At 68.0% G+C, this 25,078-nt stretch carries 21 protein-coding genes; 14 read left to right on the top strand and 7 right to left on the bottom strand.

The features are described from left to right. The first annotated feature begins 237 nt into the window (after positions 1-237). The 9 genes from LGY53_RS01025 to murQ all read left to right on the top strand — a co-directional run bounded on the left by LGY53_RS01025 (position 238) and on the right by murQ (position 9,496). A complete protein-coding gene (locus LGY53_RS01025) occupies positions 238-585 on the top strand; it encodes a DUF190 domain-containing protein (protein WP_225724742.1) in 348 nt (115 codons plus the stop codon). After that, positions 582-716 carry a hypothetical protein gene (locus LGY53_RS43385; protein WP_255664421.1) on the top strand — a complete coding sequence of 45 codons (135 nt, stop codon included), beginning with the start codon at positions 582-584 and terminating at the stop codon, positions 714-716. The genes LGY53_RS01025 and LGY53_RS43385 overlap by 4 nt, the downstream gene beginning before the upstream one ends. Positions 717-763: 47 nt before the next feature. Further along, positions 764-2,410 (top strand): phosphoglucomutase (alpha-D-glucose-1,6-bisphosphate-dependent), encoded by a 1,647-nt coding sequence (gene pgm / locus LGY53_RS01020; protein WP_225724741.1) that lies wholly within the window; start codon positions 764-766, stop codon positions 2,408-2,410. Beyond that, a complete protein-coding gene (locus LGY53_RS01015) occupies positions 2,397-3,731 on the top strand; it encodes an MFS transporter (protein WP_225724740.1) in 1,335 nt (444 codons plus the stop codon). Before pgm ends, LGY53_RS01015 begins: the two co-directional genes overlap by 14 nt. A 240-nt stretch (positions 3,732-3,971) precedes the next feature. After that, positions 3,972-4,910: an N-acetylglucosamine kinase gene (locus LGY53_RS01010; protein ID WP_225724739.1), complete on the top strand. Its 939-nt coding sequence runs from the start codon at positions 3,972-3,974 to the stop codon at positions 4,908-4,910. Positions 4,911-5,016: 106 nt separating this feature from the next. Further along, on the top strand, positions 5,017-6,543 hold the full coding sequence (locus LGY53_RS01005) for a sodium:solute symporter (RefSeq protein WP_225724738.1): 1,527 nt from the start codon (positions 5,017-5,019) through the stop codon (positions 6,541-6,543). Further along, positions 6,543-7,703 (top strand): anhydro-N-acetylmuramic acid kinase, encoded by a 1,161-nt coding sequence (locus LGY53_RS01000; protein WP_225724737.1) that lies wholly within the window; start codon positions 6,543-6,545, stop codon positions 7,701-7,703. The genes LGY53_RS01005 and LGY53_RS01000 overlap by 1 nt, the downstream gene beginning before the upstream one ends. A 2-nt stretch (positions 7,704-7,705) precedes the next feature. Next, positions 7,706-8,584 carry a MurR/RpiR family transcriptional regulator gene (locus LGY53_RS00995; RefSeq protein ID WP_225724736.1) on the top strand — a complete coding sequence of 293 codons (879 nt, stop codon included), beginning with the start codon at positions 7,706-7,708 and terminating at the stop codon, positions 8,582-8,584. 6 nt (positions 8,585-8,590) lie between these two features. Next, entirely contained in the window at positions 8,591-9,496 is a 906-nt protein-coding gene (gene murQ / locus LGY53_RS00990; protein ID WP_225724735.1) for an N-acetylmuramic acid 6-phosphate etherase, read from the top strand. A 43-nt stretch (positions 9,497-9,539) separates the two neighbouring features. Here murQ and LGY53_RS00985 read toward each other — a convergent pair whose 3' ends face one another. Both LGY53_RS00985 and LGY53_RS00980 read right to left on the bottom strand, forming a co-directional pair. Then, the gene (locus LGY53_RS00985; protein ID WP_225724734.1) at positions 9,540-10,157 is read right to left on the bottom strand and encodes a hypothetical protein; all 618 of its coding nucleotides are present in this window, start codon (positions 10,155-10,157) and stop codon (positions 9,540-9,542) included. Between the two features lie 180 nt (positions 10,158-10,337). Beyond that, positions 10,338-11,519 (bottom strand): cytochrome P450, encoded by a 1,182-nt coding sequence (locus LGY53_RS00980; RefSeq protein ID WP_225724733.1) that lies wholly within the window; start codon positions 11,517-11,519, stop codon positions 10,338-10,340. A gap of 66 nt (positions 11,520-11,585) precedes the next feature. On the opposite strand from LGY53_RS00980, the gene LGY53_RS00975 reads away from it, so the two are divergent. The 5 genes from LGY53_RS00975 to LGY53_RS00955 all read left to right on the top strand — a co-directional run bounded on the left by LGY53_RS00975 (position 11,586) and on the right by LGY53_RS00955 (position 17,384). After that, positions 11,586-12,395: an SAM-dependent methyltransferase gene (locus LGY53_RS00975; protein ID WP_225724732.1), complete on the top strand. Its 810-nt coding sequence runs from the start codon at positions 11,586-11,588 to the stop codon at positions 12,393-12,395. 114 nt (positions 12,396-12,509) lie between these two features. Further along, positions 12,510-15,179, top strand: a complete 2,670-nt coding sequence (gene lanL, locus LGY53_RS00970; protein ID WP_225724731.1) for a class IV lanthionine synthetase LanL — start codon at positions 12,510-12,512, stop codon at positions 15,177-15,179. After that, positions 15,179-16,939 carry a S9 family peptidase gene (locus LGY53_RS00965; RefSeq protein WP_225724730.1) on the top strand — a complete coding sequence of 587 codons (1,761 nt, stop codon included), beginning with the start codon at positions 15,179-15,181 and terminating at the stop codon, positions 16,937-16,939. Before lanL ends, LGY53_RS00965 begins: the two co-directional genes overlap by 1 nt. 6 nt (positions 16,940-16,945) lie before the next feature. After that, positions 16,946-17,107 (top strand): hypothetical protein, encoded by a 162-nt coding sequence (locus LGY53_RS00960; protein ID WP_225724729.1) that lies wholly within the window; start codon positions 16,946-16,948, stop codon positions 17,105-17,107. Positions 17,108-17,207: 100 nt separating this feature from the next. Continuing rightward, entirely contained in the window at positions 17,208-17,384 is a 177-nt protein-coding gene (locus LGY53_RS00955; RefSeq protein WP_225724728.1) for a hypothetical protein, read from the top strand. Between the two features lie 52 nt (positions 17,385-17,436). On the opposite strand, the gene LGY53_RS00950 is transcribed toward LGY53_RS00955, so the two are convergent. The 5 genes from LGY53_RS00950 to LGY53_RS00930 all read right to left on the bottom strand — a co-directional run bounded on the left by LGY53_RS00950 (position 17,437) and on the right by LGY53_RS00930 (position 25,070). Then, complete coding sequence (locus tag LGY53_RS00950; protein WP_225724727.1) at positions 17,437-18,966, bottom strand: hypothetical protein; 1,530 nt, start codon at positions 18,964-18,966, stop codon at positions 17,437-17,439. Positions 18,967-19,265: 299 nt separating this feature from the next. Beyond that, positions 19,266-20,219, bottom strand: a complete 954-nt coding sequence (locus tag LGY53_RS00945) for a DNA polymerase domain-containing protein (RefSeq protein ID WP_225724726.1) — start codon at positions 20,217-20,219, stop codon at positions 19,266-19,268. Positions 20,220-20,661: 442 nt separating this feature from the next. Beyond that, entirely contained in the window at positions 20,662-22,302 is a 1,641-nt protein-coding gene (locus LGY53_RS00940) for an MFS transporter (RefSeq protein WP_225724725.1), read from the bottom strand. Further along, entirely contained in the window at positions 22,284-22,871 is a 588-nt protein-coding gene (locus tag LGY53_RS00935; protein WP_225724724.1) for a PadR family transcriptional regulator, read from the bottom strand. Before LGY53_RS00935 ends, LGY53_RS00940 begins: the two co-directional genes overlap by 19 nt. A gap of 114 nt (positions 22,872-22,985) precedes the next feature. Further along, positions 22,986-25,070, bottom strand: coding sequence for a serine/threonine-protein kinase (locus LGY53_RS00930; RefSeq protein ID WP_225724723.1), 2,085 nt, complete (start codon positions 25,068-25,070; stop codon positions 22,986-22,988). Positions 25,071-25,078: the final 8 nt, after the last annotated feature.

The raw sequence follows: 25,078 nt of genomic DNA, 5'->3' as shown, positions 1-25,078 counted from the left end.
ACGACGCTGTTCGTGATCAATTGTCGCGCTCCCACCCGGAACAGACCAATTGGTGTCCCGATACCATTGCGGTCCCGGCGGTGCCGGATCCGGCCGTACGGGTTCGTAGACTTTTCCGAACGGCACCGCGAGCAAGGTGTCGGCTCACCTCGGGGGCGGTGCGCGGAATCAGCATGGCGCGGTAGCTGAACCTGAACGACACGGCGGACACGACGGCACGACGGAAGGGGGCAGGCGATGAACGAGACACCGGTCGGTGGCTGGCAGTCGGCGGCTCGATTGACCGTACTGCTGGACGAAGACGACAAGTGGCGACACGGCTCCCTCTACCACGAGATCGTGCGGCGGGCCAGAGACGCCGGGCTGGCCGGCGCCAGCGTATGGCGCGGCATCGAGGGATACGGCGCGTCCTCGCGCATCCACACCAGCCGGATCCTCGACCTGGCCGACCATCTACCCGCGGTGGTCACCATCGTGGACGAGGCACCGCGGCTACGCGCCTTCGTCGCAGAGAACGCCGAGCTGTTCACCTCCGTGAACGTCGCGCTGTCCCCGGTCGAGATCTGGCACGGGACGGTGCGATGAGCGAGGGTTTCGAATCTTTGCTGCCGCCCGGCACGTTCGCCGATAACATTGTCGGTTCGGCGCTGCCGGGCGCGAGTGCGAACAACTCCGTCCGCACCGCGGTGTACGCCGCCGAATGGGTGTGGACATGATCCTGATGACGAGCCGGGCGCAGCCGACACGGAAGGGAGACCCGAGCATGGCCCATGATCGAGCCGGGCGTCCCGCGCGCCCCACCGACCTCGCGGATATCGCCGGGCTGGTGACGGCCTACTACAGCCGCATTCCGGATCCGGCGGATCCGGCGCAGCTGGTGGCGTTCGGCACCTCGGGGCATCGCGGGTCCAGCCTGGATACCGCGTTCAACGAGGCGCACATCCTGGCCATCACCCAGGCGATCGTCGAATACCGCGCCACCCGCGGCATCGACGGCCCGGTGTATCTGGCGCGGGATACGCACGCACTGTCCGAACCGGCGTGGACCACCGCACTCGAGGTGCTCGCGGCCAACGACGTCACCGCGATCGTCGACGCGCGCGACCGCTACACCCCGACACCCGCGCTGAGTCATGCGGTGCTGCGCCACAATCGGGGCGGCACGCGGCATCAGGCCGACGGCATCGTGGTCACCCCGTCGCACAATCCGCCGCGCGACGGCGGCTTCAAATACAACCCGCCGCACGGCGGCCCGGCCGACACCGTCGCCACCGACGTCATCGCCGCGCGCGCGAACGAGTTGCTGCGCAACGGACTCGACGGGGTGAAGCGCACCACGCTGCAGCATGCGCTGGCGCACAAGGTGCAGCGCTACGACTACCTCGACCACTACATCGCCGACCTGCCGAATGTGTTGAACCTGGACGCGATTCGCGGCGCGGGCATCCGGCTCGGCGCGGATCCGATGGGCGGGGCCAGCGTCGACTACTGGGAGGAGATCGGGCAGCGCTACGACCTGGAACTCGAGGTCGTCAACCCGTTCGTCGACCCCACATGGCGATTCATGACGCTGGACAGCGACGGCAAGATCCGGATGGATCCGTCCTCCCGCTACGCCATGGCGTCGCTGGTGGCGATCAAGGACGACTACGACATCTCCACCGGTAACGACGCCGACGCCGACCGGCACGGCATCGTCACGCCCGACGGCGGGCTGATGAACCCGAACCACTTCCTCGCCGTCGCCATCGAATACCTGGTCGCGAACCGGATGGGCTGGGATGCGCTGACCAAGATCGGCAAGACGGTGGTCACCTCATCGATGATCGACAGGGTGGTCGGCGTGCTCGGCCGCGATGTGCACGAGGTGCCGGTGGGCTTCAAATGGTTCGTGCCCGGATTGTTCAGCGGCAGTTTGGCATTCGGCGGTGAGGAGAGCGCGGGCGCATCGTTCCTGCGGATGGACGGCACCGTCTGGACCACCGACAAGGACGGAATCCTGTTGGCGCTGCTGGCCGCCGAGATCGCGGCCGTCACCGGGCAGAGCCCGTCGGCGCGCTACGTCGAACTCGAGCGCCGATACGGCAGCCCGGCGTACGCGCGCGTCGACGCGCCGGCCAGCGCGGAACAGAAAGAGCTGCTCGCGAAGTTGACTCCGGACATGATCGGTACGAAGGAGATCGCCGGGGAACCCGTCACCGCCGTATTCACCCGGGCGCGCGGTAACGGCGCGCCGCTCGGCGGGCTGAAGGTCACCACCGAGAACGCGTGGTTCGCCGCGCGCCCGTCCGGAACCGAGGACAAGTACAAGATCTACGCGGAATCGTTCCACGGCGCCGACCACCTGGCCCAGGTGCAGGCGGCCGCGGAGGAAATGGTGGGGCAGGCGCTTACCGGTGCGCAGCAGTAGCTCCCGGACCCTGCCCGCCGAGATCTGGGTGTTGGTCGGGTCCGCCTTCATCGTCGCCATCGGCTTCGGGTTGGTGTCGCCGGTGCTGCCGCAGTACGCGCGCAGCTTCGGCGTCGGGGTGGCCGCGGCCTCGGCGATCGTCTCCGCGTTCGCGCTGATGCGTTTGCTGTTCGCGCCGTTGAGCGGGCGGCTGGTGCAGCGGCTGGGCGAGCGGTGGGTCTATCTCGGCGGACTGTTGATCGTCGCGGTGTCGACCGGGGCCAGCGCGCTGGCCCAAAGTTATTGGCAGCTCATGGTTTTGCGATCCGCGGGCGGAATCGGGTCCACCATGTTCACGGTTTCCTCGCTGGCACTGGTGATTCGGCTGTCGCCGCCGCTGGAGCGGGGCCGGGTGTCCGGGCTGTGGTCGTCGAGTTTTCTGATCGGGTCGGTGAGCGGGCCGCTGGTCGGCGGCGCGCTGGCCGGGCTCGGGCTGCGCGCGCCGTTCGTGATCTACGCGGTCGCGCTGTTGATCGCGGCCGCGGTTGTCTATGTGAGCCTGCGTAATTCGACGCTCGCGGCACCCGAACCGGTCGGCGAGGTGCGGATGATGAGCTTCCGCGAGGGGTTGGCGTTGCCGGAATACCGCGCGGTGCTGCTGTCGAATTTCGCCAACGGCGCAGCGGTTTTCGGTGTTCGGATGGCGCTGGTGCCGCTGCTCGTCGTCGAGGTGCTGCACCAGTCCGCCGGCATGGCGGGCGTCACGCTGACGGTATTCGCGGCGGGCAATGTCGCGGTGCTGTTTTCGGCGGGGCGGCTCTCGGATCGCTTCGGCCGCAAACCTTTCCTGGTGATCGGCTCGATCATCTGCGCGATCGGCACCGCCGGACTCGGCATCGCGCCGAACCTGCCCTGGCTGCTGGCGACCTCGTTCGTCGCGGGCATCGGCTCGGGCATGTTCACCCCCACCCAGCAGGCCGCCCTCGCCGACATCATCGGTCCGCGCGGCCGCGGCGGCCCGGTGCTCGCCGGATTCCAGATGTCGATGGATCTGGGCACCGTCCTCGGCCCCATCGCGGTAGGCGCACTGGCGCAACAGGTTTCGTACGGACTCGGACTCGCGGTCACCGGTGGGCTGTTGGCCATCGCGGCGCTGGTGTGGGCGCTGGTGCCGGAGCCGTCGTGGCGCAGCGCCGCGGAACCCGCTGACGCGCTCGCGATTCCGGTGGGGGTCCAAGATGCGGCGGAAGCCGTTCCGGAGGCCGTTGATGTTCGGGCCGCGGACGAATCCGCTCGAGATGCGGCGGAGCGGGGCACCGATAACCTACGCGCACAAAGGTAACCACGAGAGTGCCAGGAGCTGGGGTCGGGTAGTAGTTGTTGTCTAACTCTGAGCGACAATTCAGGTTCACACCCGGCGTTGTCGCTCAGAGTTAGACAACAACTATCCTGCCTGACCCATACCGCAGTGTTTCGCGCAAACATTCAGCTTTCCAGTTCGGCTATCGCATGCCCGAAAACCGTGCCCTGCGGATTACAGGTTGTCCGCGCGACGGTCGCGCGGGGATGTAAGGATCGCTCAATGGCTGGTCGCGTGCTCGCAGTGGATCTCGGGAAGACGAGTTGTCGGGGGTCGATGCGGGTCGACGGGGTGCAGGTGGGGTTCGCCGAGGTGGCGGGGACGCCGGGGCTGGCGAGCGCCGGGGGTGTCGCTATGGCGGAGAAGGCGATTCGGGCGGTGCTGGCCGGGATCGGGCCGCAGGAGTTGCCGCTGGCGGTGTGTGTCGGCGCGGCGGGTGCGGTCGCCGCGCCGGAGGCGGCGGTTCGCTTGGCGGAGGGGCTGGCGAGTTTGCCGGAGGTCGGCCGGGTGGCGGTGACCTCGGACGCGGTGACCGCGCACGCAGGGGCGCTCGGCGGCGGGCCGGGTGTGGTGCTCGCGGCGGGGACGGGGACGGTGGCCACCGCGGTGGACGAGATGGGGCGGTTCACCCGGGTTGACGGCTGGGGGCCGCTACTGGGGGATGTGGGTAGCGGCGGCTGGATCGGTGCGGAGGGTTTGCGGGCGGTGCTGCGCGCGCACGACGGGCGCGGCGCCGCGACGGTGTTGCTGGCCGAGGTTGCCGAGCTGTACGGTATCGCGCCCGATGAGTTGCCGAAATTTCTTGGGCAGCAAGAGAATCCGACGCTGGTGGCGGCACGGTTCGCCCCCGTCGTCGCGCGGGCCGCGGCCTCGGACGAGGTTGCCGCCGAGATCATGTCGGCCGCGGGCGCGGCGCTGGGGCGCTCGGTGTGCGCGGCGATCGAGCGGTCCGGTTTGCCGAGCCCCGTGCCCTTCGCGATAACGGGCGGGTTGGTCAATCTGGGTGGACCATTGCTCGACCCGCTGGATGCCGCGATCACCTACCCGGTCGATCGCCGCGTGCCGGCCGGTGGCCCGATCGATGGTGCGGCGTTGCTGGCGGCCGATCGGTCGACCGTGCTCGAACCCCTGATCGCCCGCATCGATACCCAACCCCTATGAAATAGGATTCAAGTCCTATGAATTAGGGCTGACAATCGTTGACAGGCCATCTGTGACGATTGACACTTACTTGCGCCAGGTTCGCCAGTCATCCGGGAGAGTCGCGATGAACGCACTCAATCTAGCCGTCATCGTCGTCTATCTGGTGACCGTGGCGTGGATCGGCCTGCGCCTGTCCGGTAAACAGAAATCGAGCAGCGACTACTTCGTCGGCGAGGGCCGGATGCCGTGGTGGACCGTCTGCTTCTCGGTGGTGGCGACCGAGACCAGCGTGCTCACGGTCATCTCGGTGCCCGGCGGCGCATACACCGACCAGGCCTTCGGCAATGTGGAGCTGGCGCTCGGCTACATCATCGGCCGCACCATCGTGGCAATCGTGCTGATCCCGCTGTACAAGCGCGGCGGCTTCGTCAGCGCCTACCAATATCTGGAGTTGCGCTTCGGACGCTATCTGCAGGGCGTCGCATCGGTGACCTTTGTCGTCACCCGCCTGCTTGCCGAGGGCGTGCGGCTGTTCGCCTCGGCCATCCCGATCAAACTGCTGCTCAGCGAGTTCGGGCTGACCGTCGGCTACGACGTGATCATCGTCGCGCTCACCCTGCTGACGGTGGTGTACACCTATCTCGGCGGCATCAAGGCCGTCATCTGGACCGACGCGCTGCAGATGGGCCTCTACCTCGTCGGCGCGCTCATCGCGATCGCCGTGCTCACCGGTCACGTCGGCGCGTCCGGTTGGTCGAAGGCGTTGGACGGCGGCAAATTCCGGCTCTTCGACACCGATTTCGGGCTGGCGCACGTGCTCACCAGTTCCTTCGCCATGCCGACGGCCATCATCGGCGGCGCGATCTTCGCCATGGCCTCGCACGGCTCGGATCAGCTGATCGTGCAACGCATTCTGGCCACCCGATCGCTGCGCGACAGCCAGCGGGCGATGATCGGTTCAGGCATCTTCATCGCCATCCAGTTCGCGGCCTTCTCGCTGGTCGGCGCGCTGTTGTGGTCCTACAACGGCGGTAAGTCGGTCAAGGATCTCGGCCTCGGCAGCTCCGACAGCCTGTACCCGAACTTCATCCTGCACGGCCTGCCGGTGGTGATCTCCGGCCTGCTGGTGGCCGGAATCCTCGGCGCCGCAATGGGTTCGCTGTCCTCGGCGCTGAACTCGATGGCGAATTCCACGGTGGCCGACATCATCCGGAGTTTCGCGCAGCGCACGCTCGACGACCGGACCATGCTGCGCCTGGCCCGGGTGATGACGCTGGTGTGGGCGGTGCTGATGGCGCTGTTCGCGATGGGCTTCAGCTCGACCACCGGCAATGTCTACCTGACGGCGCTGACGATCGCGGGCTACACCTACGGCGCCCTGCTCGGCGCCTTCCTGTTGGGTCGAATCGTCAAGCGCGCCAACCAGTTCGACGCCATCGTCGCCTTCGTCGCGACGGTGATCGTCATGACGATCGTGGTCCGGGTGATCAAGGTGGACGTCGACGTCGCGGGCAAGGTGGTCCAAAAGGGTATCGCCGCACAGTGGTTGGTGCCGATCGGCGTGCTCGTCACCCTGGTGGTCGGCGGTGCGACGAGCATGTTCCACCCGGCGCCGCAGCCGCGGCCGGAACCGGTCGAGGCGGTGGTCTAGTGCGGGTGATCGGGTTGATGTCGGGGACCTCGCACGATGCGATCGATGCGGTCGGTGCGGATATCTCGTTGCGGGACACCGAATTACAGGTTCGCATCGTAGGTGGGCTCAGCCTGCCGTACCCAGAGCGCGTGCGCGCCGAACTCATCGCCGCGCTGCCGCCCGCCGCACTGAATATGGCTGCGGTCTGCCGCCTCGACACCTGGATCGGTCAGGCCTTCGCCGCCGCAGCCGAGGCGGCGGTGCACGAATTCTTCGACGGCACAGCCGATCTCGTCGCCTCACACGGACAGACGGTCTACCACTGGGTGCACGGCGGTGCGGTACTGGGCACCCTGCAGCTGGGCCAGCCCGCCTGGATCGCCGAACGCACCGGACTGCCGGTGGTCGGCGATTTTCGCTCCCGCGATATCGCCGCGGGCGGTCAGGGCGCACCGCTGGTCGGGCTGTTCGACGTGCTGTGGCTGCGCGGGCGGCCCGGCCGCGCGGCCGCGCTGAATATCGGCGGCATCGCCAACGTGACGGTGCTCGGTGATCCGCCGGTCGCATTCGACACCGGCCCGGGCAACGCGCTCATCGATGCCGCGGTGGAACTCGCGACCGCGGGCGCCGAGCATTTCGACCGCGACGGCCTGCGCGCTGGGCGCGGCCGGGTGGACGAAACGCTGCTGAAGACACTGCTCGCCGAACCCTATTTCGGCGCGCCGCCGCCCAAGACCACCGGCAAGGAGCTGTTCAACCGTGCCTACCTCGAGCGCGTGTTGCGGGTCTCGGCGTTACCGGCCGACGATATCGTCGCCACTGTGACCGCCTTGACCGCTCGAACAATTGCCGATTCGCTCGCACCCTATTCGCCCACCGAGGTGATCGCCTCAGGCGGCGGGACCAGAAATCCGGTGCTCATGCGGATGCTGCGCGGCGAGTTGGCCACCGCCGAACTGCGCACCTCCGACGATCTCGGCCTGCCGTCGCCCGCCAAGGAGGCCGCGGCCTTCGCGGTGCTCGGCTTCCTCACCGCGCACGGTCTGCCCGGCGTGCTCCCGGCCTGCACCGGTGCGCGGCACGCGTCGGTGCTCGGATCGCTCACCCCGGGAGCGGCCGGATTCGGCCTGCCACCGCGTCCGGCCGTGGCGCCGCGGCAGCTGACGGTGGTGGGCTGACCATGGCCGACGGAGATGATGTCCGCACCCGCCTGCTGGCGGCACTGCCCAACCTGACGCCGACCGCGCTGCGGGTGGCCAGGGTGATCCGCGACGATCCGGCGGGCGCCGCGCAGCTGACCGTCAACCAGCTCGCCGAACGCGCCGAGGCCAGCACCTCCGCGGTGGTGCGGCTGGCGAAAATGCTCGGCTACGAGGGCTATCCGCAGCTGCGGCTGGCGCTGGCGGCCGCGGCGAGCGTCGATGCGGGCACCCCGGTGTTCGCCACCGATATCGTCGCCGACGACGCGCTGGGCAAGGTGATGCAGAAGCTCACCGCCTTCGAGACCGAGGGCATGCTGGCCACCGCCGACCTGGCCGATCCGGCGACGATGGAGGCCGTCGTCGACGCGCTGGTCCGGGCGCGGCGGGTGCTGCTGGTGGGGATCGGCGCATCCGGGCTGGTCGCGGTGGATATGGACCAGAAGCTGAACCGCATCGGCATGTGGTGCCACGTGTGCACCTCGGAGGACGGCGCGCTGGTGCAGGGCAGCCTGCTGCGCGAGGGCGATGTGCTGGTGGCCTTTTCGCATTCGGGGGAGACCCAGGCGATCGTCGAGGCCACCCGGCGGGCGGCCGCGGCGGGCGCGACCACCGTCGCGGTGACCGGCGGCGCGCAGTCGCGGCTGGCCCGGACGGTGGCGCATACGCTGCTGGTCGCCGGGCGCGAGGACGGATTCCGCTCGGCGGCCATGGCGAGCCGGATGAGTCAGTTGCTTGTCGTCGACGCGCTGTATGTCGGTGTGCTGCAACGCACACCGGCGGCGGCGGTCGCACTGCGCCGTACATATGACGCGGTGGTCGACCGGCGCAAGAGTAGAGAAACGCAGGAGGAGCAGTGAGGCTCGATGGAGATCGGTGAGCTAACCACCGAGTCGGTGAATCCGCGCACGGCAGGGCTGGATTCGATGCCGGTCGAACAGCTGTTGCGCGCCATGAACGCCGAGGACGCCGGGGTGGCCGCCGCGGTGGCCGAGGCTATTCCGGATATCGCGCGGGCGGTCGAGTCGATCGTCGCGGCGCGCGGTCGCGGTGGCAGGCTGATCTATGTCGGCGCGGGCACCAGCGGCAGGCTCGGCGTGCTGGACGCGGTGGAGTGCCCGCCGACGTTCGGCACCGATCCGGCCGAGGTGGTCGGGGTGATCGCGGGCGGAATGGTGGCGCTGTCGCGGGCGGTCGAGGGCGTCGAGGACGATCCGGCGCTGGCCGCGCGGGATCTCACCGCGCTGAATCCGGCGCTCACCGCGGCGGATGTGGTGGTCGCGCTGGCCGCCAGCGGCCGAACCCCTTATGCCATCGGCGCTTTGCGGTATGCGCGTTCGGTCGGCGCTGCGACCGTTGCGGTTTCCTGCAATCGCCATGCCGAACTGTCCGACCACGCCGATATCGGTATCGAAATCGATACCGGCCCAGAGGTTTTGACGGGTTCGACGCGGCTCAAGGCGGGCACCGCGCAGAAAATGGTGTGCAATATGCTCTCGACCGCGGCGATGGTGCGGTCCGGCAAGGTGTACGGCAACCTGATGGTCGATGTGAACCCGTCCAACGTCAAGCTGGTGGACCGTGCCCGGCGCATCGTCGCGGAGGCCACCGGCGTCGATTCCGCGACCGCCGCAGCGCTTTTGACGGCCGCCGACGGGCATCCGAAGACGGCCATCGTCATGCAGCTGGCCGGTGTCGATCAGGCCGCGGCGCACAAGCTGCTGGCCGACGCGGACGGGTTCGTTCGCGCTGCCGTACGGCAGCCGACCTGAAAATCATTCGGGGCGTTCGGTTTTCGCTGTGCTGGGGTGAAACCTAGGCCGGTCGTTCGATTTTCGCGATCAGCACCGCGCCGTTGCGTGCCGTCACCGTCACGAACTGGCGGTAGCTGTGCACGGTGGCGTCGGGCCGGATCTCGGAGACCACCACGTCGAATCGGCCGTCGGATATCGGGGTGATCAGCACGCAGTGCTTGGTGTCCGCCGGTATCGATGCGATTCCGGTATCGATGACATCCGCGGCCGACACCGCCGCGTCCGGTGTGGTCGCCTGCCTGGCGACCGTGCCGGAGCGGGCGACGTAGTAGGCGTGCTGGAAGGCGAGGATGACGTTCGGCCCGGAGTCGGTGCCACCGATTCCGTTGCCGCGCACCAGTTGTTCGGTGCGGACGGGTTCACAGCCGGGTCCGCCGCCGAGTACCGGATCGACGACGACGGCCGATTGGCGCGGACCGGTGGCGGCCGCCGTGTACACCAGCACCACCGTCACCGCGGCGACGGATCCGGCCACCGCGAGCCCGAGCACCAGCCAGATCCGCCGCAACCCGCGCCGCAGCGGCCGGTGCCCCGCCCGCCGCCGTCCGGCGCGTTGCGGCGGGAGCATCCCAGGCCAGACCGGTTCGGCTGCTCTGCGCCTGCGGCTGTTCGACGACATCGCCACACCCCCTCTACGGGTGTCCGTCAGGTGGCCAAGTACTTACCCACCCCATCGGCTCTCCTTACCGTCCCCGTGGGTGCCCCTCAATGCTGTTGTGAAATAACAAGTTTGCACAATTCGGGCGGCCGTGGCGGCCGAATCGGCTGTGGATTCGCCGAATCCGCCGTCGACCGGCGCTCAGCGCGGGACGACCGTGGTGGGCAATGCCGCGAAACCGCGGTTGTTGGTGGAGTGGATTCGCCGCGCGCCATCGGGATCGATGTCGTAGTCGGCGACCGCGGCGACGATCTCCTCCAGCGCTATCCGCATCTCCAACTGGCCCAGATTTGCGCCGAGGCAGTGGTGGCGGCCGCTGCCGAAGGCGAGCGACGCGGAGGTGTCCCGGTGCAAATCGAAGACGTCCGGATCCGGGAACACCGCCGGGTCGCGGTTGGCCGACGCCAGGAGCAGCACCACCCGGGCACCCGCCGGAATCTTCACCCCGTGCAGTTCGACCGGTTCGGTCGTGCTGCGCAATATGGTCTGCCCCGCGGGTTCATAGCGCAGCGTCTCGGCGACCCATTCGGCGATCCGGCCGCCGAATGCCAGGCGCCGCTGGTCCGGATGCCGCCACGCGGCGTGCCAGGCCTGGCCGAGGTTCAGCATCACGGTTTCGATGCCTGCGCCGATCAACAGGATCAATACGCCGACGATCTCCGCCGGGGTGAGCCGGTCGTCCGCGTCGGCGGCATCGAGCAGGTCGGACAGCAGGTCGTCGCGGCGGTCGCGGCCGCGTTCGATCGTCAGCTCGGTGTAGTAGGCGATCAGCGCGCCGACCGCCTGCACGGCCTCCGGTCGCAGATCGGTGGACTCCTCGTCGGAGTACATGATTTCCATGCCGAGTTCGCTGAGCATTTCGCGATCGGCGACGGGCACGCCGACCAGTTCGGCGATCACCTCGGTCGGGAAGTGGGCGGCGAAATCGGTCATCAGATCGAAGCTGCCGCGGGCCAGCAGCGGCCGCAGCAGATTCCGGGCGAGCTCGCGCAGCCGCGGCTCCAACTGCCGCACCCGGCGCTGGGTGAACGCCTTGGCGACCAGGCCGCGCATCCGAGTGTGTTCCGGCGGGTCCATCGCGACGAAGGAGAAGAACTGCCCGGCCTGCGGACCCCAGAACGCCGGCTCGATGCGCATGCCGTTGGCGCTGGAGAAGCGGTCGTGATCCCGGATCGCCGCGAGGACATCGGCATGGCGGGACAGCGCCCAGAAGTCGTCCACCTCGTTGCGGAACACCGGGGCCCGCTCGCGCAGCCTGGCATAGTAGGGATACGGGTCGTCCTGGATTTCGAAATCGTATGGGCTGTACTCGAGGTCCATCATGGCTCGCTACCTGATCGCAACGCACGGCCGACATCATGAGACTAATGCAAACGAATCGAGGGCGTAGTGGACCCGGACTCGGCGGCGGACCGGCTCGATACCAGCAAGCCACATCCGGCGCGCCGGTATGACTACTGGCTCGGCGGCAAGGACAATTTCGCCGCCGACCGGGAATCCGCCGATGTGGTGGCCGAGGCGTTTCCGACGATTCGCTTCGCGGCGCTGGAGAATCGCAAATTCCTGCGGCGGGCGGTGGCCTATCTGGCCGAGGCCGGTATCCGGCAGTTCTTGGACATCGGCACCGGACTGCCGACGGCGGGCAATGTGCACGAGATCGCACAGGATGTCGCGCCGGACTCCCGCATCGTCTACGTCGACAACGACCCGATCGTGCTGGTGCACGCCCGCGCCCTGCTGAACAGCTCGAACGAGGGCGCGACCGCATACCTCGAGGCCGATGTCCGCGATCCGGAGTACATCCTCGGTCATCCGGATCTCACCCGAATCCTGGACCTGACCCAGCCGGTCGCGCTGATGCTGGTGGCCATCATGCACTTCATCACCGACGATCAGGAGCCGTACGAGGTGGTGCGCAGGCTATGCGATGCGCTGCCGTCCGGTAGCTATCTGGCGATGACCCACGCGACCAGCGACTATCTCACCGCTGAGGATCTGGCCGAGAACGACGCGGCAATCGCGCGCAGCGGCGTGCCGTTCCAGTTGCGTTCGACGCCGGAATTCAGCCGGTTCTTCCGCGGCTTCGAATTGGTGCCGCCCGGCATCGTCTCGGTGACGGCGTGGCGGCCCGAGGAGTGGCACGCGCATCCGCGTCCGGAGGCGGTATCCATGCTGGGCGCGGTGGGGCGCAAGCCGTGACGGCATTCCGCGCGGTCTACTGAGCGGACCGGAACCTAGCCGCGCCGTTGGCGCCGCGACATCCTCGAAAGCGTCAAATCATCGCCTGCACAGGCCGTTTCGAGGGGTATCGCGATGGGGGAAGGTGCACGGGGCACGGCCGATGCCTCGCCGCTGGTCCGGATGGCGCGCGAGCGTCTGGCCGCGGCCTGGCTCGAGGGGTGGAGCGTTCGGGTCGACGAAATCTGGTGTCTGCTGCGGCCGCCGGGATATGTGCAGCGCGAGCAGGGTTGGAAACTGCATCTGTCGTGCACCCCGGCTTCGGCGACCGAGGTGCTCGACCGGGCGCTGGACGTGCTGCTGCGGGCGGGCTGCCAGTTCAAATTCGCCAGCACGCCGGAGCGGGTGCGCGAGCTGACCGGCGGACGCTACACCCGAGGCGGCGCAGGGAAATTCATCACCGTCTACCCGGACGACGATGACCGGTTCCGCGGTCTGGCTCGCGAATTACACGAGGCCACAGCGGGTTTGGCCGGTCCATCGATACTGTCCGACCGTCCGTACCGGCCCGGCAGCCTGGTGCACTACCGCTTCGGCGCCTTTCGCGGACGGCAGACGCTGACCAACGACGGCGAATACCGGTACGTCATCGTCGCGCCCGGCGGCGAACTGGTCGAGGATCGGCGCGATGCCTGGTTCGAGCCGCCGCAATGGGCCGAATCGCCTTTCCCGGAACAGGTTTCGTCGGATACCGCGGCGGATGGCGTATTGCTGGCCAATCGGTTCGTCGTCCGGGAGGCGGTGCGGCACGCCAACAAGGGCGGGGTTTTCCACGCGATGGACCGATTCACCGGGGAGCAGGTGATCGTCAAACAGGCGAGGGCGCATGTCGGCGGTGACGCGGACGCGTGTGCCGCGCTGCGCAACGAGGCCGAACTGCTCGACCGGCTCGGCCGCACCGGCATCACCCCGCGTCGCGTCGCGCTGTTCGAGCAGGACGGCGATCTGTTCCTGGTGCAGGAGCGGGTGGACGGTCCGACCCTTCGATCGTGGTGTGCCGAACAGGCCATCGGGGACGAACCCGGTGTGCCGTGGCCGCGGTTGATCGACGCGGCGCGGCGGCTGGTGACGTTGATCGAGACGGTGCATCGGCACGGTCTGGTGATCCGCGATCTGTCGCCGACGAATCTGCTTGTTCGCCACGATGATTCGCTGACGCTGATCGACCTGGAGTTCGCCGCCGCGGACGGCGTCGCCGCGATCGCGGTCGGCACACCGGGTTACGGCGCACCGGAACAACTGCGCGGCGAAACCGTCGACGCCGCATCGGACTGCTACGCGCTCGGCGCACTGCTGTTCCTGCTCACCACCGGGACCGATCCGCTGCTCGCGCCGGACGAACTGCCGGGGCGGGCCACCGCGGCACGCTTGGCGGACTGGCTCGCCGCGATGGCGGAGACCAGCGAAAACGTCTGCCGCCTTTGGCCTTTGCTGCGCGGACTGCTCGCCGACGAACCGGCGGATCGGTGGACGCTGCCGCGGGCCCGCCGATTCCTCGACGCGGTATCCGGCGTGCCCGTCGCGGTGTCGGCGCTTTCGGTCGAGGTCCGGCCGGATCCCGACACCGCCGCGCTGCTGGACGGCGGCATCGCGCATCTGCTCGCGACGATGACCCCGGAGGATCGGGAAAGGCTTTGGCCCGCAACCCCGTACGGTAAACGCAGCGACGCGTGCAACGTGCAGCACGGTGCGGCCGGTGTGCTCGCGGTGCTGACGACGCTGGCCAGAGACCGCGGCGACGAGCGACTGGCCGATGCGGTGGACGTCGGCGCGCAGTGGCTGGGGGAGCGGTTGGACGAGGACCGCGCGGCGGGCCGGAAGATGTTGCCCGGATTGTATTTCGGGCGCGCGGGCACGGCCTGGGCGCTGTACGAGGCGGCGGGATTGCTCGACGATCCCGGCCTGGCCGCGCGTGCACTCGAACTGCTCGACGAGCTGCCGGTGGACTGGCCGAATCCGGATATCACGCACGGCATGGCCGGCGCCGGGCTGGCCGCACTGCGGCTGTGGCGGGCCAGCGGCGAGACCGGAATGCGCAGGCGCGCATACGAAACCGCCGAACTGCTGGCGGCGCGGGCCGAGCGGGCCGAGCGGGCCGACGGCATGATCCTGTGGCCGGTGCCGACCTCCTTCGACTCGCGGCTGGCCGGAGTGAACGATTACGGATTCGCGCACGGCGCGGCCGGAGTCGGCGCCTTCCTGCTCGCGGCGGGCGAACTGCTGCGCGAACCGAAGTGGGTGGAGGTGGCCGATGAGGTCGGCCGCATGCTCAGCGCGGTCGCGGTGCCCGACGACCAGGGCGTGCGCTGGCGGTCCGGTCCGGCGGATACGGTTTTCCTGCGCGAGTTCTGGTGCAGCGGCGGGTCGGGCATCGGCACCTTCCTCGTCCGATTGGCCAGGGCGCGTGGCGATTCCGACTATCTCGCGCTGGCCGAACGCGCGGCCGTCGCGGTGTGGCATCGGCGTTGGCTGGCCGGACCATCGGTGTGTCACGGTCTGGCGGGCAATGGGGAATTCCTGCTCGATCTGGCGTCGGCGGGTGCGGCGGAAAACCGAGGCCGGGCCGAGGATTTGGCCACCGCGCTCGCGGCGCGGGCCGCGATGCGCGACGGCAGGCTGGTCGCCACCGATGACACCATGCTCGGGTTCGGCGCGGAATACGGTGCGGGCGTGGCAGGTTGGGTCGGCTTCCTGCATCGGCTCCGGCATGGCGGCGCGCGGCCGTGGATGGTCGAGGCCATCTGATGTCCACGCCGGACGGCGGGCGCGGTCGACTGACCGGCTCGGTCGAGCGGCGAGGTACCCCGGTGCGGTTCGAATTCCGGCTCGCACCCGCCGCGACCCGTGCGACTTGTCTTGCCGGAGATGGGGATCCGGGTCTGCACCTGCGGACCTGGCGGCGGGTGGGCCGGGATTGGCTGCCCGGCCCGGCGCTCGGTGCGGTGGATCATCCACAGCTGCTCGTCATGGACGACGGCCGAATCCTGGTCTACGACAGTCGCGCCGCCGATCCCGCGCTGTGGTTGTACGAACCGGATGGCGCGCGCATCCGGTTGTCCGATTCGATTCCCGACGGCCTGCGCATCTTTCGCGCACCGCGCCTGGATCGGATCGGGCTCGCACTGGTTCCCGACGGCGCGCACACCGAGATACGGCGAATCGAGCTCACTCCACCGGGTTTGACCGAGCGGCTCGCCCGAGTGCCGGGCGTGCTGGCCACCGGCCTGCCGCTGGAATCCTCGGGGCTGGTGCTCGCCATGGAACAGAGCGCGGTGGCGAACGGGCCGACCAGAGTACTCGCCGTTGATCTGCGGAACGGATCGTGGACCACGCTGCTCGACGTGCACGACCGCAGCCACGACGGCGTGCTGCTCACCGATCCCGCAACGGGTTTGGCGATTTTCGGCACCGACGCGTCCGGGGCGCGCAAACTCGGCTGGGCCGTCGTCGGCCGGGGTGGACTTCGCTTCCCGGCCGCGCTGAATCCGGGCGGTGAGCCCTATCGCCCGCTGGCGGTCGCGCCGGACGGCCGGAAACTGTTGCTGGAACGGCAGATCGGGGTGCGATCCGCACTGTCGGTCTATCGCCTCGACGACGATTCGGTCACCGAGCTGCCGGTGCCGCCGGGCCGTGTGCTGCCCCCGGTGCGCTGGACCGACGACGCGCTCACCACGGTGTGGTCCACCCCGGACGCACCCGCCCGGCTCATCACCGTTGCCCGGCCGGACGATCCGGAGTTTCGGTTACCCGAGCCCGGCGTCGATAGTCCGGTGCGGGTGGAGAGTTTCGCCGGTCCGGCGGGTCCCGTCGAGGCGATCGTCTACGGCGCCGCGGACTGGCGCCGCGCCGAGCGGATCGTGCTGGCCGTCCACGGCGGGCCGCTCTCGGCGTGGCGGTTGCAGCACACCCCGCTGCTGCACCGGCTCGCCGGGGCGGGCCTGGTGGTGGTCGCACCGAATCAGCGTGGCAGCACCGGTTACGGTGACCGCCACACCCGGGCCATCCAGGGTGCTTGGGGCGGGCCGGATCTCGCCGACATCCTGCATATCGCACGCGAATTACACACCGCACGTTCGATATTCGGGCTGCCGCGGCTGCGGCTGTACGGCGAGAGCTACGGCGCGTTCCTGGCGCTGCTGGCCGTCGCCGACGAGCCGGAGCTGTGGGACCGCTGCGCGGTCCTCGCCCCGTTTCTGTCCGCGCGCAGGCTGTATGACGATGCGACGCCGGGTATTCGGGATCTGATCGACCGATTGGACGGCCGCGCGGCACCGGCCGATGTCCTGCCGCGCTGTCACCGGATCGATGTGGAGCTGTTCATCGCGCACGGGGCCAGGGACGCCATGGTGCCGGTCGGGCAGTCCCGGTTGCTGGCAGACCGGCTGCGGTCTCTCGGCAAACCCGTGCGCTATCTCGAATTACCCACCGGCACACATGAACTCACTACCGACCCGCACGGCGTCGTCGCCGATGCGGTGACCGGATTTCTCGCTGGAGGGAGGTGAAATCGCATGAATTCCGAAACGAAGAGCGGACAGCTGACATTCGATGTCGCGCTGTTGCAGCGGCTTCCGGAGTCCAGCCCGGCGAATGATGCCGCACCGGTGATCACGACCGACGGCACGGTGACCCAGGAGGACAACCCCACTCATCGCACCCGCTGCGTCCGCTGACGCTTATCGCGAATAAGTCACCGGCACAGATGAATTCGTCATGGACGGACGGCTCGGCAAATCGGGTCGTCGACGCACATGGTGGAAGGAGGTGAAATCGATGAGTCTCGACTTCGAGAACTTGCGGCTCAGCGTGGATATCGCGCTGTTGCAGCGGCTTCCGGAGACCAGCCCGGCCCCTGAGGGCGCCGCGATGCTGGGCGCCGCGGAGTTCTACTGCACCTGGGATGAGGGCACTTGCTGCTGCACCCAGCCGACGCTGCACACCAACGGCTGAGTGGTGACCGTCCCGGCCGGACCGCGGCCGACCGGGACGGGCGCACAAGGGTTTACCGCTGTTTGTTCGCGCGGGCGCGGCGGCGTTCGGCCTGGAGTTCGGCAAGTTCCTGCTCCAGGATGTCGGCGACGCGGAACTGGCCCGTGTCGTAGATGTTGGTGGTCGGCCGGACCGAAAGGTCCGGCTCCGGATCCAGCACGGAATCCTTGCCGTTGCGCACCGTCGATGGCGCGCTGCGGGTTTCGGTCTCCAGTGCGGGCCGCTTCACTGTGGCGGGCGGAGCGGGCGGTTCCGGCTCGAGCGGGGTGGTGACGCGCGGCGTCGACTTCCCGGCGATCGTGCTCGCCGTGCCGTTCTTCCCGCTGCCGTTCTGCTCGGCGAGCAGCGCGGCGGTGGTGGGCGTTTCGGCGAGCAGCGCCGCAGTTGTCGGCGTTTCGGCGAGCAGTGCCGCAGTTGTCGGCGTGGCGGTACTCGGCGTCGCGGGCTTGGCCTTGCCGTTCGTCGCGGGGACGGACTTCTTGCCGTTGCCGTTCAACGCGGGCTTCTCGACGGCCTTGGGGAGGCTCTTCTCGGCCACCATCGGCGCCTTGGGCGCGCGTCCGTTGGATTTGGCGGGCCGCTCCTCGTCGAGCGCCGCCTCGACGGCCTCCAACTCGATTTCGACGGTCTGCGGCGCATCATCGTCCGCGTCGTCCTCGGTCGCGGCCTCGAGCGCATCGGGTTCGGATTCGGCCGCCACCGATGCCGCCGCGAGCGCCGGGCGGCTCAACCGGTACGCCACCGCGGGTAGTGTGCGCCGGATCTGTTCGGCCGGATCGGGCAGTTCCCGTACCTGATCGGTGGCCCTGGCGATGGCGAACCCGTAGCGCGAACTCGCCGCGTCGTGGATGAGCAGTGCGACGCCGATCATGACCGGTGCGACGGCGTGTACCGCCGCGTCGAACCAGGCGCCGCTGCGTATGTACGGGTAGGTATTGAGGGTGACAGTGAGTGCCAGCAGCGCGATCTCGGCCGTGACGACCTGCCTGCGACTGTCCAGAACCCCCCACTCGGCCACCTTGTTGGTGCCGATCATGATGATGATCAGGCAGACGCTGATCATCGCCTCGAGCAGATAGCTGAACCAGTAGAGCGGATCGCTCGGGCCGCCCGGCGCGATGTTGTGCTGCACGTTGACCGCCGACCACAGCATGCCCGCCGCGACGACACCGGCCAAAGCGCGTAGCGACCAGGAGCGATGCCGATACAGAGATGCGAGTTTGGCATGCGGGCTCGATTCTCGCCGCTGTGCGGCGATCGCCTTCCGAGCCATCAATAGGTCACGCATGTCGGCCTTTTCGATCGCTTCCGTGGTGTGCCTGGCCCGGTCGGCTGCGGCCGCCGCGGCCTGCGTCTGTTTCCAGCGCTGGTCGCGGTCCTGATCGCGAATGCGTTCGGCGAGTTCGCGTTCCGCGCGCAGCTCGTCCTCGGAGAGCGCCTCGGTCAGCGCGGGATCGAATTGGTAGGCCAGACGTCCTCGGGCCCGTTCGACCCGTTTCGCCAGCTGGGTGACCTCGTCCTCGAGGGGGTGCTCGATCGTCACATCGCCTCCCGGCGGGGGAGATCGGATGACAGACAAGTGATCACACGTGGGAACGGCACATGCGATTTATAGTCGATGCGCGTTGTCAGCGAAACTGTCGATTTGCCGTTACCCCCCGAAATCGCGGCGTGGCGCGCGCGACACACCAGTAGCTATCTGGCGCATCGGCGACATTCGGTCATCTTTCCGCGATCAGGTAAGGGGCCGTGACAGCGGGCGTTTCGCGCTGGTTGGCACCGTGGGCCAAATGGTGAAAATCGTAGGAAATAGTACAGATTGGCTCATTTGGGCGAAACCGGCTATGTGGTCTTGCGCGCCCGGGCGCGTCGCTTGCCCTCGTGCATGGCCTGCACCCGGGCGACCGGGATCGTATGCCCCTCCGCGATGAGATCCTCCGGCAACGCCTGCGGTTCGGGTAGCTGTTCCTGCCACGGATCGCGCTCGCCGAGCGCCCTCGGCGCCGAGTGAATGGTGAATTCGGTCGGATGGATATTCCCGAGATCCGCCCAGCCGATGGGGTAGGAGACCGGCGTGCCCGGCCGGACCCGCGGGCTGTACGCGGCGACGATGGTGGCGCCCCACGCCCGGGTCGAATCCAGGAATACCTTGCCGGCCCGGTCTTCTCGGATGAACGCGGTGGTGGCCAGCGCGGGATCGATGCGTTCGGCGCGGGCCGCGACGGCGCGGGTCGCGGCCGCGACATCGTCGAGCGGGATACCGGGCCGCAGCGGAACGAAGATGTGCACCCCTTTGGCCCCACTGGTTTTCACGCCGCCGGCCAGTCCGTCGGCCCGAAGTGCCTCGCGCACCAGCTCGGCGGCGAGCACGGCTTGGCGAAACGGTTGTCCCGGTGCGGGATCCAGGTCGAGGATCAGATGTGTCTGTCCCAGAGCGGAATCCGTGGTCTGCAGCGTCGGGTGGTATTCGACGGCGCGCTGGTTGCCGAACCAGAGCAGGGTGCGCACGTCATTGCAAAGAGCATATGACACTTCGCGTTTCGAGGTTTCGGCCCACACCGTCACCCGCTCGACCCAATCGGGGGTGTACTTGGGCAGGTTCTTCTGCATGAAGGGTTCCTGCCCCGGCCGGATGCGGACCACCGACAGCGGCCGGTCGTGCAACTGCCGCACGAGCCGATCGCCCACTGCCTCCAGGTAATTGATCAGATCGCGTTTGGTCGCGTCGGCCCCGTCGAACAGCGGCTTGTCGAGATTCGTCAGCTCGACCCCGGCTCTGACCTCGCTCCCACTCATCGCCCCACCATGCCCCGCGGTTGGTCGGGGGTCAACCATGATCGAAACGGCTCATTCCAACGATTCTGGTCAGTGGGCTGTCGTAATGTGATCGTTACCTCCTCTCGCGGGGCGGTGGACTCTGGTCCAGACACCGCGCCCGGAGAGGAGGTGGTGGGGATGGCGAAACATCGCCGGAAGAAGAGCAAGGCCCCGGTCGATTACGGCATCATCTTGGTAGTCGCTGCCGTGATCGCCGGGGCGCTCACTGTAGTGGTCCGCCGAGTGCGGACTAACTAAACCCACCGGTGGGGACCGTCTTGACGGGGCGGTCTCCACCCTCGGCATCACTTGCGTGACACGAACATGATATCAACCGACCGGGACATCAAGCAGGTAAGTCGCCATGTTGGCTGGTCAACAGCTAATTCGACCGAGTTCGGGCACCGATGTTCGCCCCTGATCATGCGGTCCGCACCGACTCCCGCTCGGGTTCGCTGGGCGTCGGAGTGCGCTCCCTGGTGAGCAGCGCGCATCCAGCCGCGGCCAGCAGCGCGACGATCGGCAGGTACAGCGCGGTGTGCATCGAGCTGACGAAACCATCGCCGAACACCTGCCGTGCCGCTGTCGAAATCTGTTGTGCCAGTTCCGGTGTCGCATCGGGTGGCAGGCGCACCGCGGTCCCCGACTGTAGCGCGGCATAATCGATTCCGTTGGCGGCCGCGCCATGGATACCGTTGACGAAATCCGCCCGCGCCTCGGGCGGCAGCGTCGAAACGGTCGATTCCCGCACTCCCAGAAGGTTGTTCGTCAGCTCGTACTGGAGCAGCACGCCGAATCCGGCGGTACCGAGTACCGAGCCGAGCTGACGCGTCGCGTTCATGACACCGGCCGCCGCACCCGCCATGACCGGCGGAACATCGTGCATCGCAACGGCTGCCAGCGGCGCGAAGACGCAGCCGAGCCCCGCGCCCATCACCACCAGGCCGGGCACCAGCGCCCAAACACTGCTGTCCACCCGCGATGTGAGCGCGAAAATCACCAAACCCACTGCGAACAAGGCCAATCCGGCCGCGGCGATCCGGCGGCCGCTGAACCGGTCGCTCAACCGTCCCATGATCGGCCCGACCACCGCGGAGACCACCGAGAGCGGTGCGCTGATCATTCCCGCGGCCAGCGCCGAGTAACCGAGCACCGATTGCGCGTAGAGCTGGAAGCCGATGGCCATACTCATCAGCCCGATCGAAAGGCCGATCGTCGACACACTCATCAACGCGAAATTTCGGTTGCGCAGCAAGGGAATCGGCACCATGGGCGTGCGATCGCCCGGCCTCGACTGACTGAGCGCGAAGCCCGCGAACACCACGACCCCGAGCACGAGCAATAGCGGAATGCTCACGAACGACCACACCGTGCCCCAGCGGTAGCGCTGTCCCTCCTGCACCGCGAAGGCGAGCAGCGCGAGCGCGACGGTGATCAGCACCGCGCCCCGCACATCGAAGCGCCCGGTCCGCGGCGGCCGTGCGGTCACCGGAATTATCAACGGGGCCAATGCGATAACGAGCAAGCCGAGCGGCACGTTGATGGTGAAGATCCAGCGCCAGTCCGCCGCGTTCACCAGGAATCCGCCGAGCGGCGGCCCGGCGACGGTCGCCACCCCGGCCACCGCGCCCCATACGCCGAGCGCGGTGCCGCGCCGGTCCGGCGGGAAGATCGCGACGATGATCGACATGGTTTGCGGCATCAGCAGTGCCGCACCGAGACCCTGCACGGCGCGCGCGGCGATCAGCTCGCCCGCGTTCTGCGACAGCGCGCAGCACACCGATGCCACCGTGAACACCGCGACGCCCGCCAGATACACATTGCGTTTGCCGAGCAGGTCGCCGAGGCGGCCCGCAGTGATCAGCAGCACCGCGAGCACCAGCACGTACGCATTGCTCACCCAGAGCACCTCGCTGTAGCTGAGGCCAAGGGAGGCAATGATATTCGGCATCGCAACGCCGACGACGGTGGTGTCCAGCAGGGTCATGAAGAAGCCGAGGCACAGGGTGATCAGCACCGCCCACGGGTTGCCGCGCAATCTGTTCACCGGTTCGACTTCCAATCGTTCTCCGGGAGCGTCCATTCCATTGCGCCGGAGCGGATTTCGTCGATCAGCGCATTGGTGAGCTCCAGATCCGCGCGCAGGTGCGCCTGCTTGTGCCGCCACTCGACCAGGCTCAGGGCGGGCAGGCCGCGTTTCAGCAGTCCCTCGTAACCCACTGTGCAGGAAGCTAATTCGGCTTCCAACAGCACGCAGCGCAGCTCGAGCCTGCCCAGCGCGTGTTCCTTGGGCAGCAGCGACATGAAGGCGAGGGCCACGGCGTAACTCGGATATTCCGGGGACGGCTTCGCCAGGAGTTCCCGCACCCGTTCCTGCGCGACTTCCCGTCCGGTGTCGGTGATCGCGTACACGGTGCGCTCCGGCCGCTTGCCCGCCCTGGTCGTCTCGACCAGCTCGATCAATCCGGCCTTCGCCAGCACGTCGAAGGTGTGGTAAAGCGCACCGCGGGTCACCTTGATCAGCTCGTCGATGCCGTGATCCCCCATGCGCTGCCGCATTTCGTATGGATGTTGCGGCTGCTCGCACAGCAGTCGTAGGACCGCGAGCCCGAGCGAGTTCACGCTCTGCATTCCAGCTCCAATCAGTTTGAGTCAGATCAGTACAACACGGATTAGTCTGACACAGACTATCCCGATAGGGCTATAGCGCTGAGCATGTGAAATCGCCGAAGGTGTGCGAACGGATCAGCTGAAGTGCTGCCGGAACCAGCCGGACAACTCGGCTTCGGTCTTCGGCGCGGTCCCGGGATCCTTGGCCAGCGCCGTACAGAACCTGGCGGCGAACAGGTGCCGGTCATCGAAGGCGAAAAGGCAAGTCCGGGCGCCGATCCGGGGATCGTCGTCCGGATAGCAGAAGAAGTGGCCCGCGCCCCTGCGCCATCCGTCGTCCGCAGCCCCGGCGCAGGTGTGTCCGCCGAAATTGGTCCGATCGTTCTGGTAGACCTGGTTCGCCGAACGCTGGTCCGCGAAGCCGTAGAAATTCGAATCCGGGAAATCGGCCGGGGTCGCGCAGACCACCAAGGCGTTCACCAGGTTTGCGGGCGGATCCGCGTGCAGGCAGTTCATCGCGGTGAAATCCGGTGTCAGCCGGGCGAACAGCGCGTGATCGGCGGCGCTGAACCGGTCCGGATCCGGCACATTGTCGGTCGGGACGAACTGCCATCCGTTATTGGCGGCGATGTAGTCGCGGTGTACCAGCCCGCCCGGACCGTCCCAGCGGTATTCCGCGACGGCGAGCGCGGATTCGTTCGTCACGATCATCGCCGGTCGCGGCGCCGCGGGGTCGCTCGTCCGAATTCCGTAGCAGGCCTTGCGCCCAACGGTTTGTCCGTCGGCGATCGACGGGCCGTCCGGTCCCGGCGGGTCGTCCGGGCAGTTCGTCGTGTGGAAGAGTTCGCGGAACTGCTGGTAGTAGGCCCGCAGTTGATCGAGGCCGCGAAAACGGCGGAACTGGGCCTCCGGCATCCCGGCGCGGGGGTTGGCCGCGCAGAGGAAGATCGAGGTGGCCGCCGAATCCGGCGGTATGTGAGAGCAATTCGTGCGTTTGTAACCGATGGGGCCGATCGCGAGCAGCAGATCGATATCCGGGCCGCGCAGTGCCGAACCGTCGGCCGTGGCACTGCCCGTGACAGGACGGTCGTTGACCAGCCAGACACCGAGATCGGTTGCCACGGCCAGGATCAGCGCGGCCAGCAGGGCGAGCAGACCGAGCCGCGTTCCTGGTGGTCCGCCGGATTCGGCCGGACCGACCGGGGGATCGGAATCCGTTGCGCCAGTGGAGGGTTCGTTCTTCGGATGTGCGGCAAGCAGTCGTTCCAGCAGGTGATCGTCGAACAGCGCCCCGCCGAACTCCGCCGGGGCCGAATCGGACTCCACCGTTTCCGCGCTGTGTGATGAAATATCAGCCGGCACTTCGGCTTCCGTTTGTGCCGAGCTCGTTTCGGCCAGCGCGGCCCGCGCGGCGGCGGCCAGCGCGCCCGCCGTGCGGTAGCGGTGCCGAGGCAGCTTGGCCAGGCCGCGCGTGATGACGGCGTCGAAATCCGGCGACCCGGTCGCGAGCAGGTGACTGGGTCGTGGCGCCGGGTCGAACATATGCGCCCGCACCAGCTGCGCCTCGCTCTCGGCGGGATAAGCCTTTGTCCCGGTGAGACATTCGTAGAGCACGCAGGCCAGCGCGTAGACATCCACCGCGGCTGTCACCGCGCCGGGTGCGAACCGCTCCGGCGCCATGTAGTGGTAGGAACCGATCGCCGAACCGCTCTTGGTGAGCGCCGTCCGGCCGGTCGCATGCGCGATGCCGAAATCGGCGAGATACGCGAAATCCTCCGGCGTGACGAGAATATTGTCCGGTTTGATATCGCGGTGCACCAGCCCGTCGGCGTGCGCGGCATCCAGCGCCGAGGCGACCTGGGCGATCAGCGCCACCGCCCGCGTCGGCGTCAGCGGCCCCTCCCGCAACAGCGTTCGCAGGCTGGTGCCGTCGACCAGGCGCATATCCAGATAGAGGCGTCCGTCGATCTCGCCGTAGTCGTGGATCGGGATGACATGCGGCTCGCTCAACCGGGCGGCGGCATGTGCTTCGCGGCGGAACCGTTCCCGGTACACCGGATCGTCGGCCAGCCGGTCGGGCAGCACCTTGAGCGCGACGGTCCGATCCTTCACGGTGTCGTACGCCTCGAAGACCTCGCCCATACCGCCGCGCCCGATCAGCCGATCCAGCCGATAAGGTCCGAACTGTGACCCGACTGCCAGCGGGTGCCGGTCGGTCATCCCGTCCT

Source organism: Nocardia sp. JCM 34519.1 (assembly GCF_020361265.1).
Taxonomy (GTDB): domain Bacteria; phylum Actinomycetota; class Actinomycetes; order Mycobacteriales; family Mycobacteriaceae; genus Nocardia; species Nocardia arthritidis_A.
This window is presented reverse-complemented; position numbering and strand designations above follow the sequence as displayed.

What these genes read in the sequence shown, in the direction of transcription:
- LGY53_RS00945 (WP_225724726.1), bottom strand. Translation starts at nt 20,219, where the DNA reads ATGAGTGGGAGCGAGGTCAGAGCCGGGGTCGAGCTGACGAATCTCGAC.
- LGY53_RS00960 (WP_225724729.1), top strand. Translation starts at nt 16,946, where the DNA reads ATGAATTCCGAAACGAAGAGCGGACAGCTGACATTCGATGTCGCGCTG.
- LGY53_RS01025 (WP_225724742.1), top strand. Translation starts at nt 238, where the DNA reads ATGAACGAGACACCGGTCGGTGGCTGGCAGTCGGCGGCTCGATTGACC.
- LGY53_RS01010 (WP_225724739.1), top strand. Translation starts at nt 3,972, where the DNA reads ATGGCTGGTCGCGTGCTCGCAGTGGATCTCGGGAAGACGAGTTGTCGG.
- murQ (WP_225724735.1), top strand. Translation starts at nt 8,591, where the DNA reads ATGGAGATCGGTGAGCTAACCACCGAGTCGGTGAATCCGCGCACGGCA.
- LGY53_RS00955 (WP_225724728.1), top strand. Translation starts at nt 17,208, where the DNA reads ATGAGTCTCGACTTCGAGAACTTGCGGCTCAGCGTGGATATCGCGCTG.
- LGY53_RS00965 (WP_225724730.1), top strand. Translation starts at nt 15,179, where the DNA reads ATGTCCACGCCGGACGGCGGGCGCGGTCGACTGACCGGCTCGGTCGAG.
- LGY53_RS43385 (WP_255664421.1), top strand. Translation starts at nt 582, where the DNA reads ATGAGCGAGGGTTTCGAATCTTTGCTGCCGCCCGGCACGTTCGCCGAT.
- LGY53_RS00995 (WP_225724736.1), top strand. Translation starts at nt 7,706, where the DNA reads ATGGCCGACGGAGATGATGTCCGCACCCGCCTGCTGGCGGCACTGCCC.
- LGY53_RS01005 (WP_225724738.1), top strand. Translation starts at nt 5,017, where the DNA reads ATGAACGCACTCAATCTAGCCGTCATCGTCGTCTATCTGGTGACCGTG.
- lanL (WP_225724731.1), top strand. Translation starts at nt 12,510, where the DNA reads ATGGGGGAAGGTGCACGGGGCACGGCCGATGCCTCGCCGCTGGTCCGG.
- LGY53_RS00930 (WP_225724723.1), bottom strand. Translation starts at nt 25,070, where the DNA reads ATGACCGACCGGCACCCGCTGGCAGTCGGGTCACAGTTCGGACCTTAT.
- LGY53_RS00985 (WP_225724734.1), bottom strand. Translation starts at nt 10,157, where the DNA reads ATGTCGTCGAACAGCCGCAGGCGCAGAGCAGCCGAACCGGTCTGGCCT.
- LGY53_RS00980 (WP_225724733.1), bottom strand. Translation starts at nt 11,519, where the DNA reads ATGATGGACCTCGAGTACAGCCCATACGATTTCGAAATCCAGGACGAC.
- LGY53_RS00935 (WP_225724724.1), bottom strand. Translation starts at nt 22,871, where the DNA reads ATGCAGAGCGTGAACTCGCTCGGGCTCGCGGTCCTACGACTGCTGTGC.
- pgm (WP_225724741.1), top strand. Translation starts at nt 764, where the DNA reads ATGGCCCATGATCGAGCCGGGCGTCCCGCGCGCCCCACCGACCTCGCG.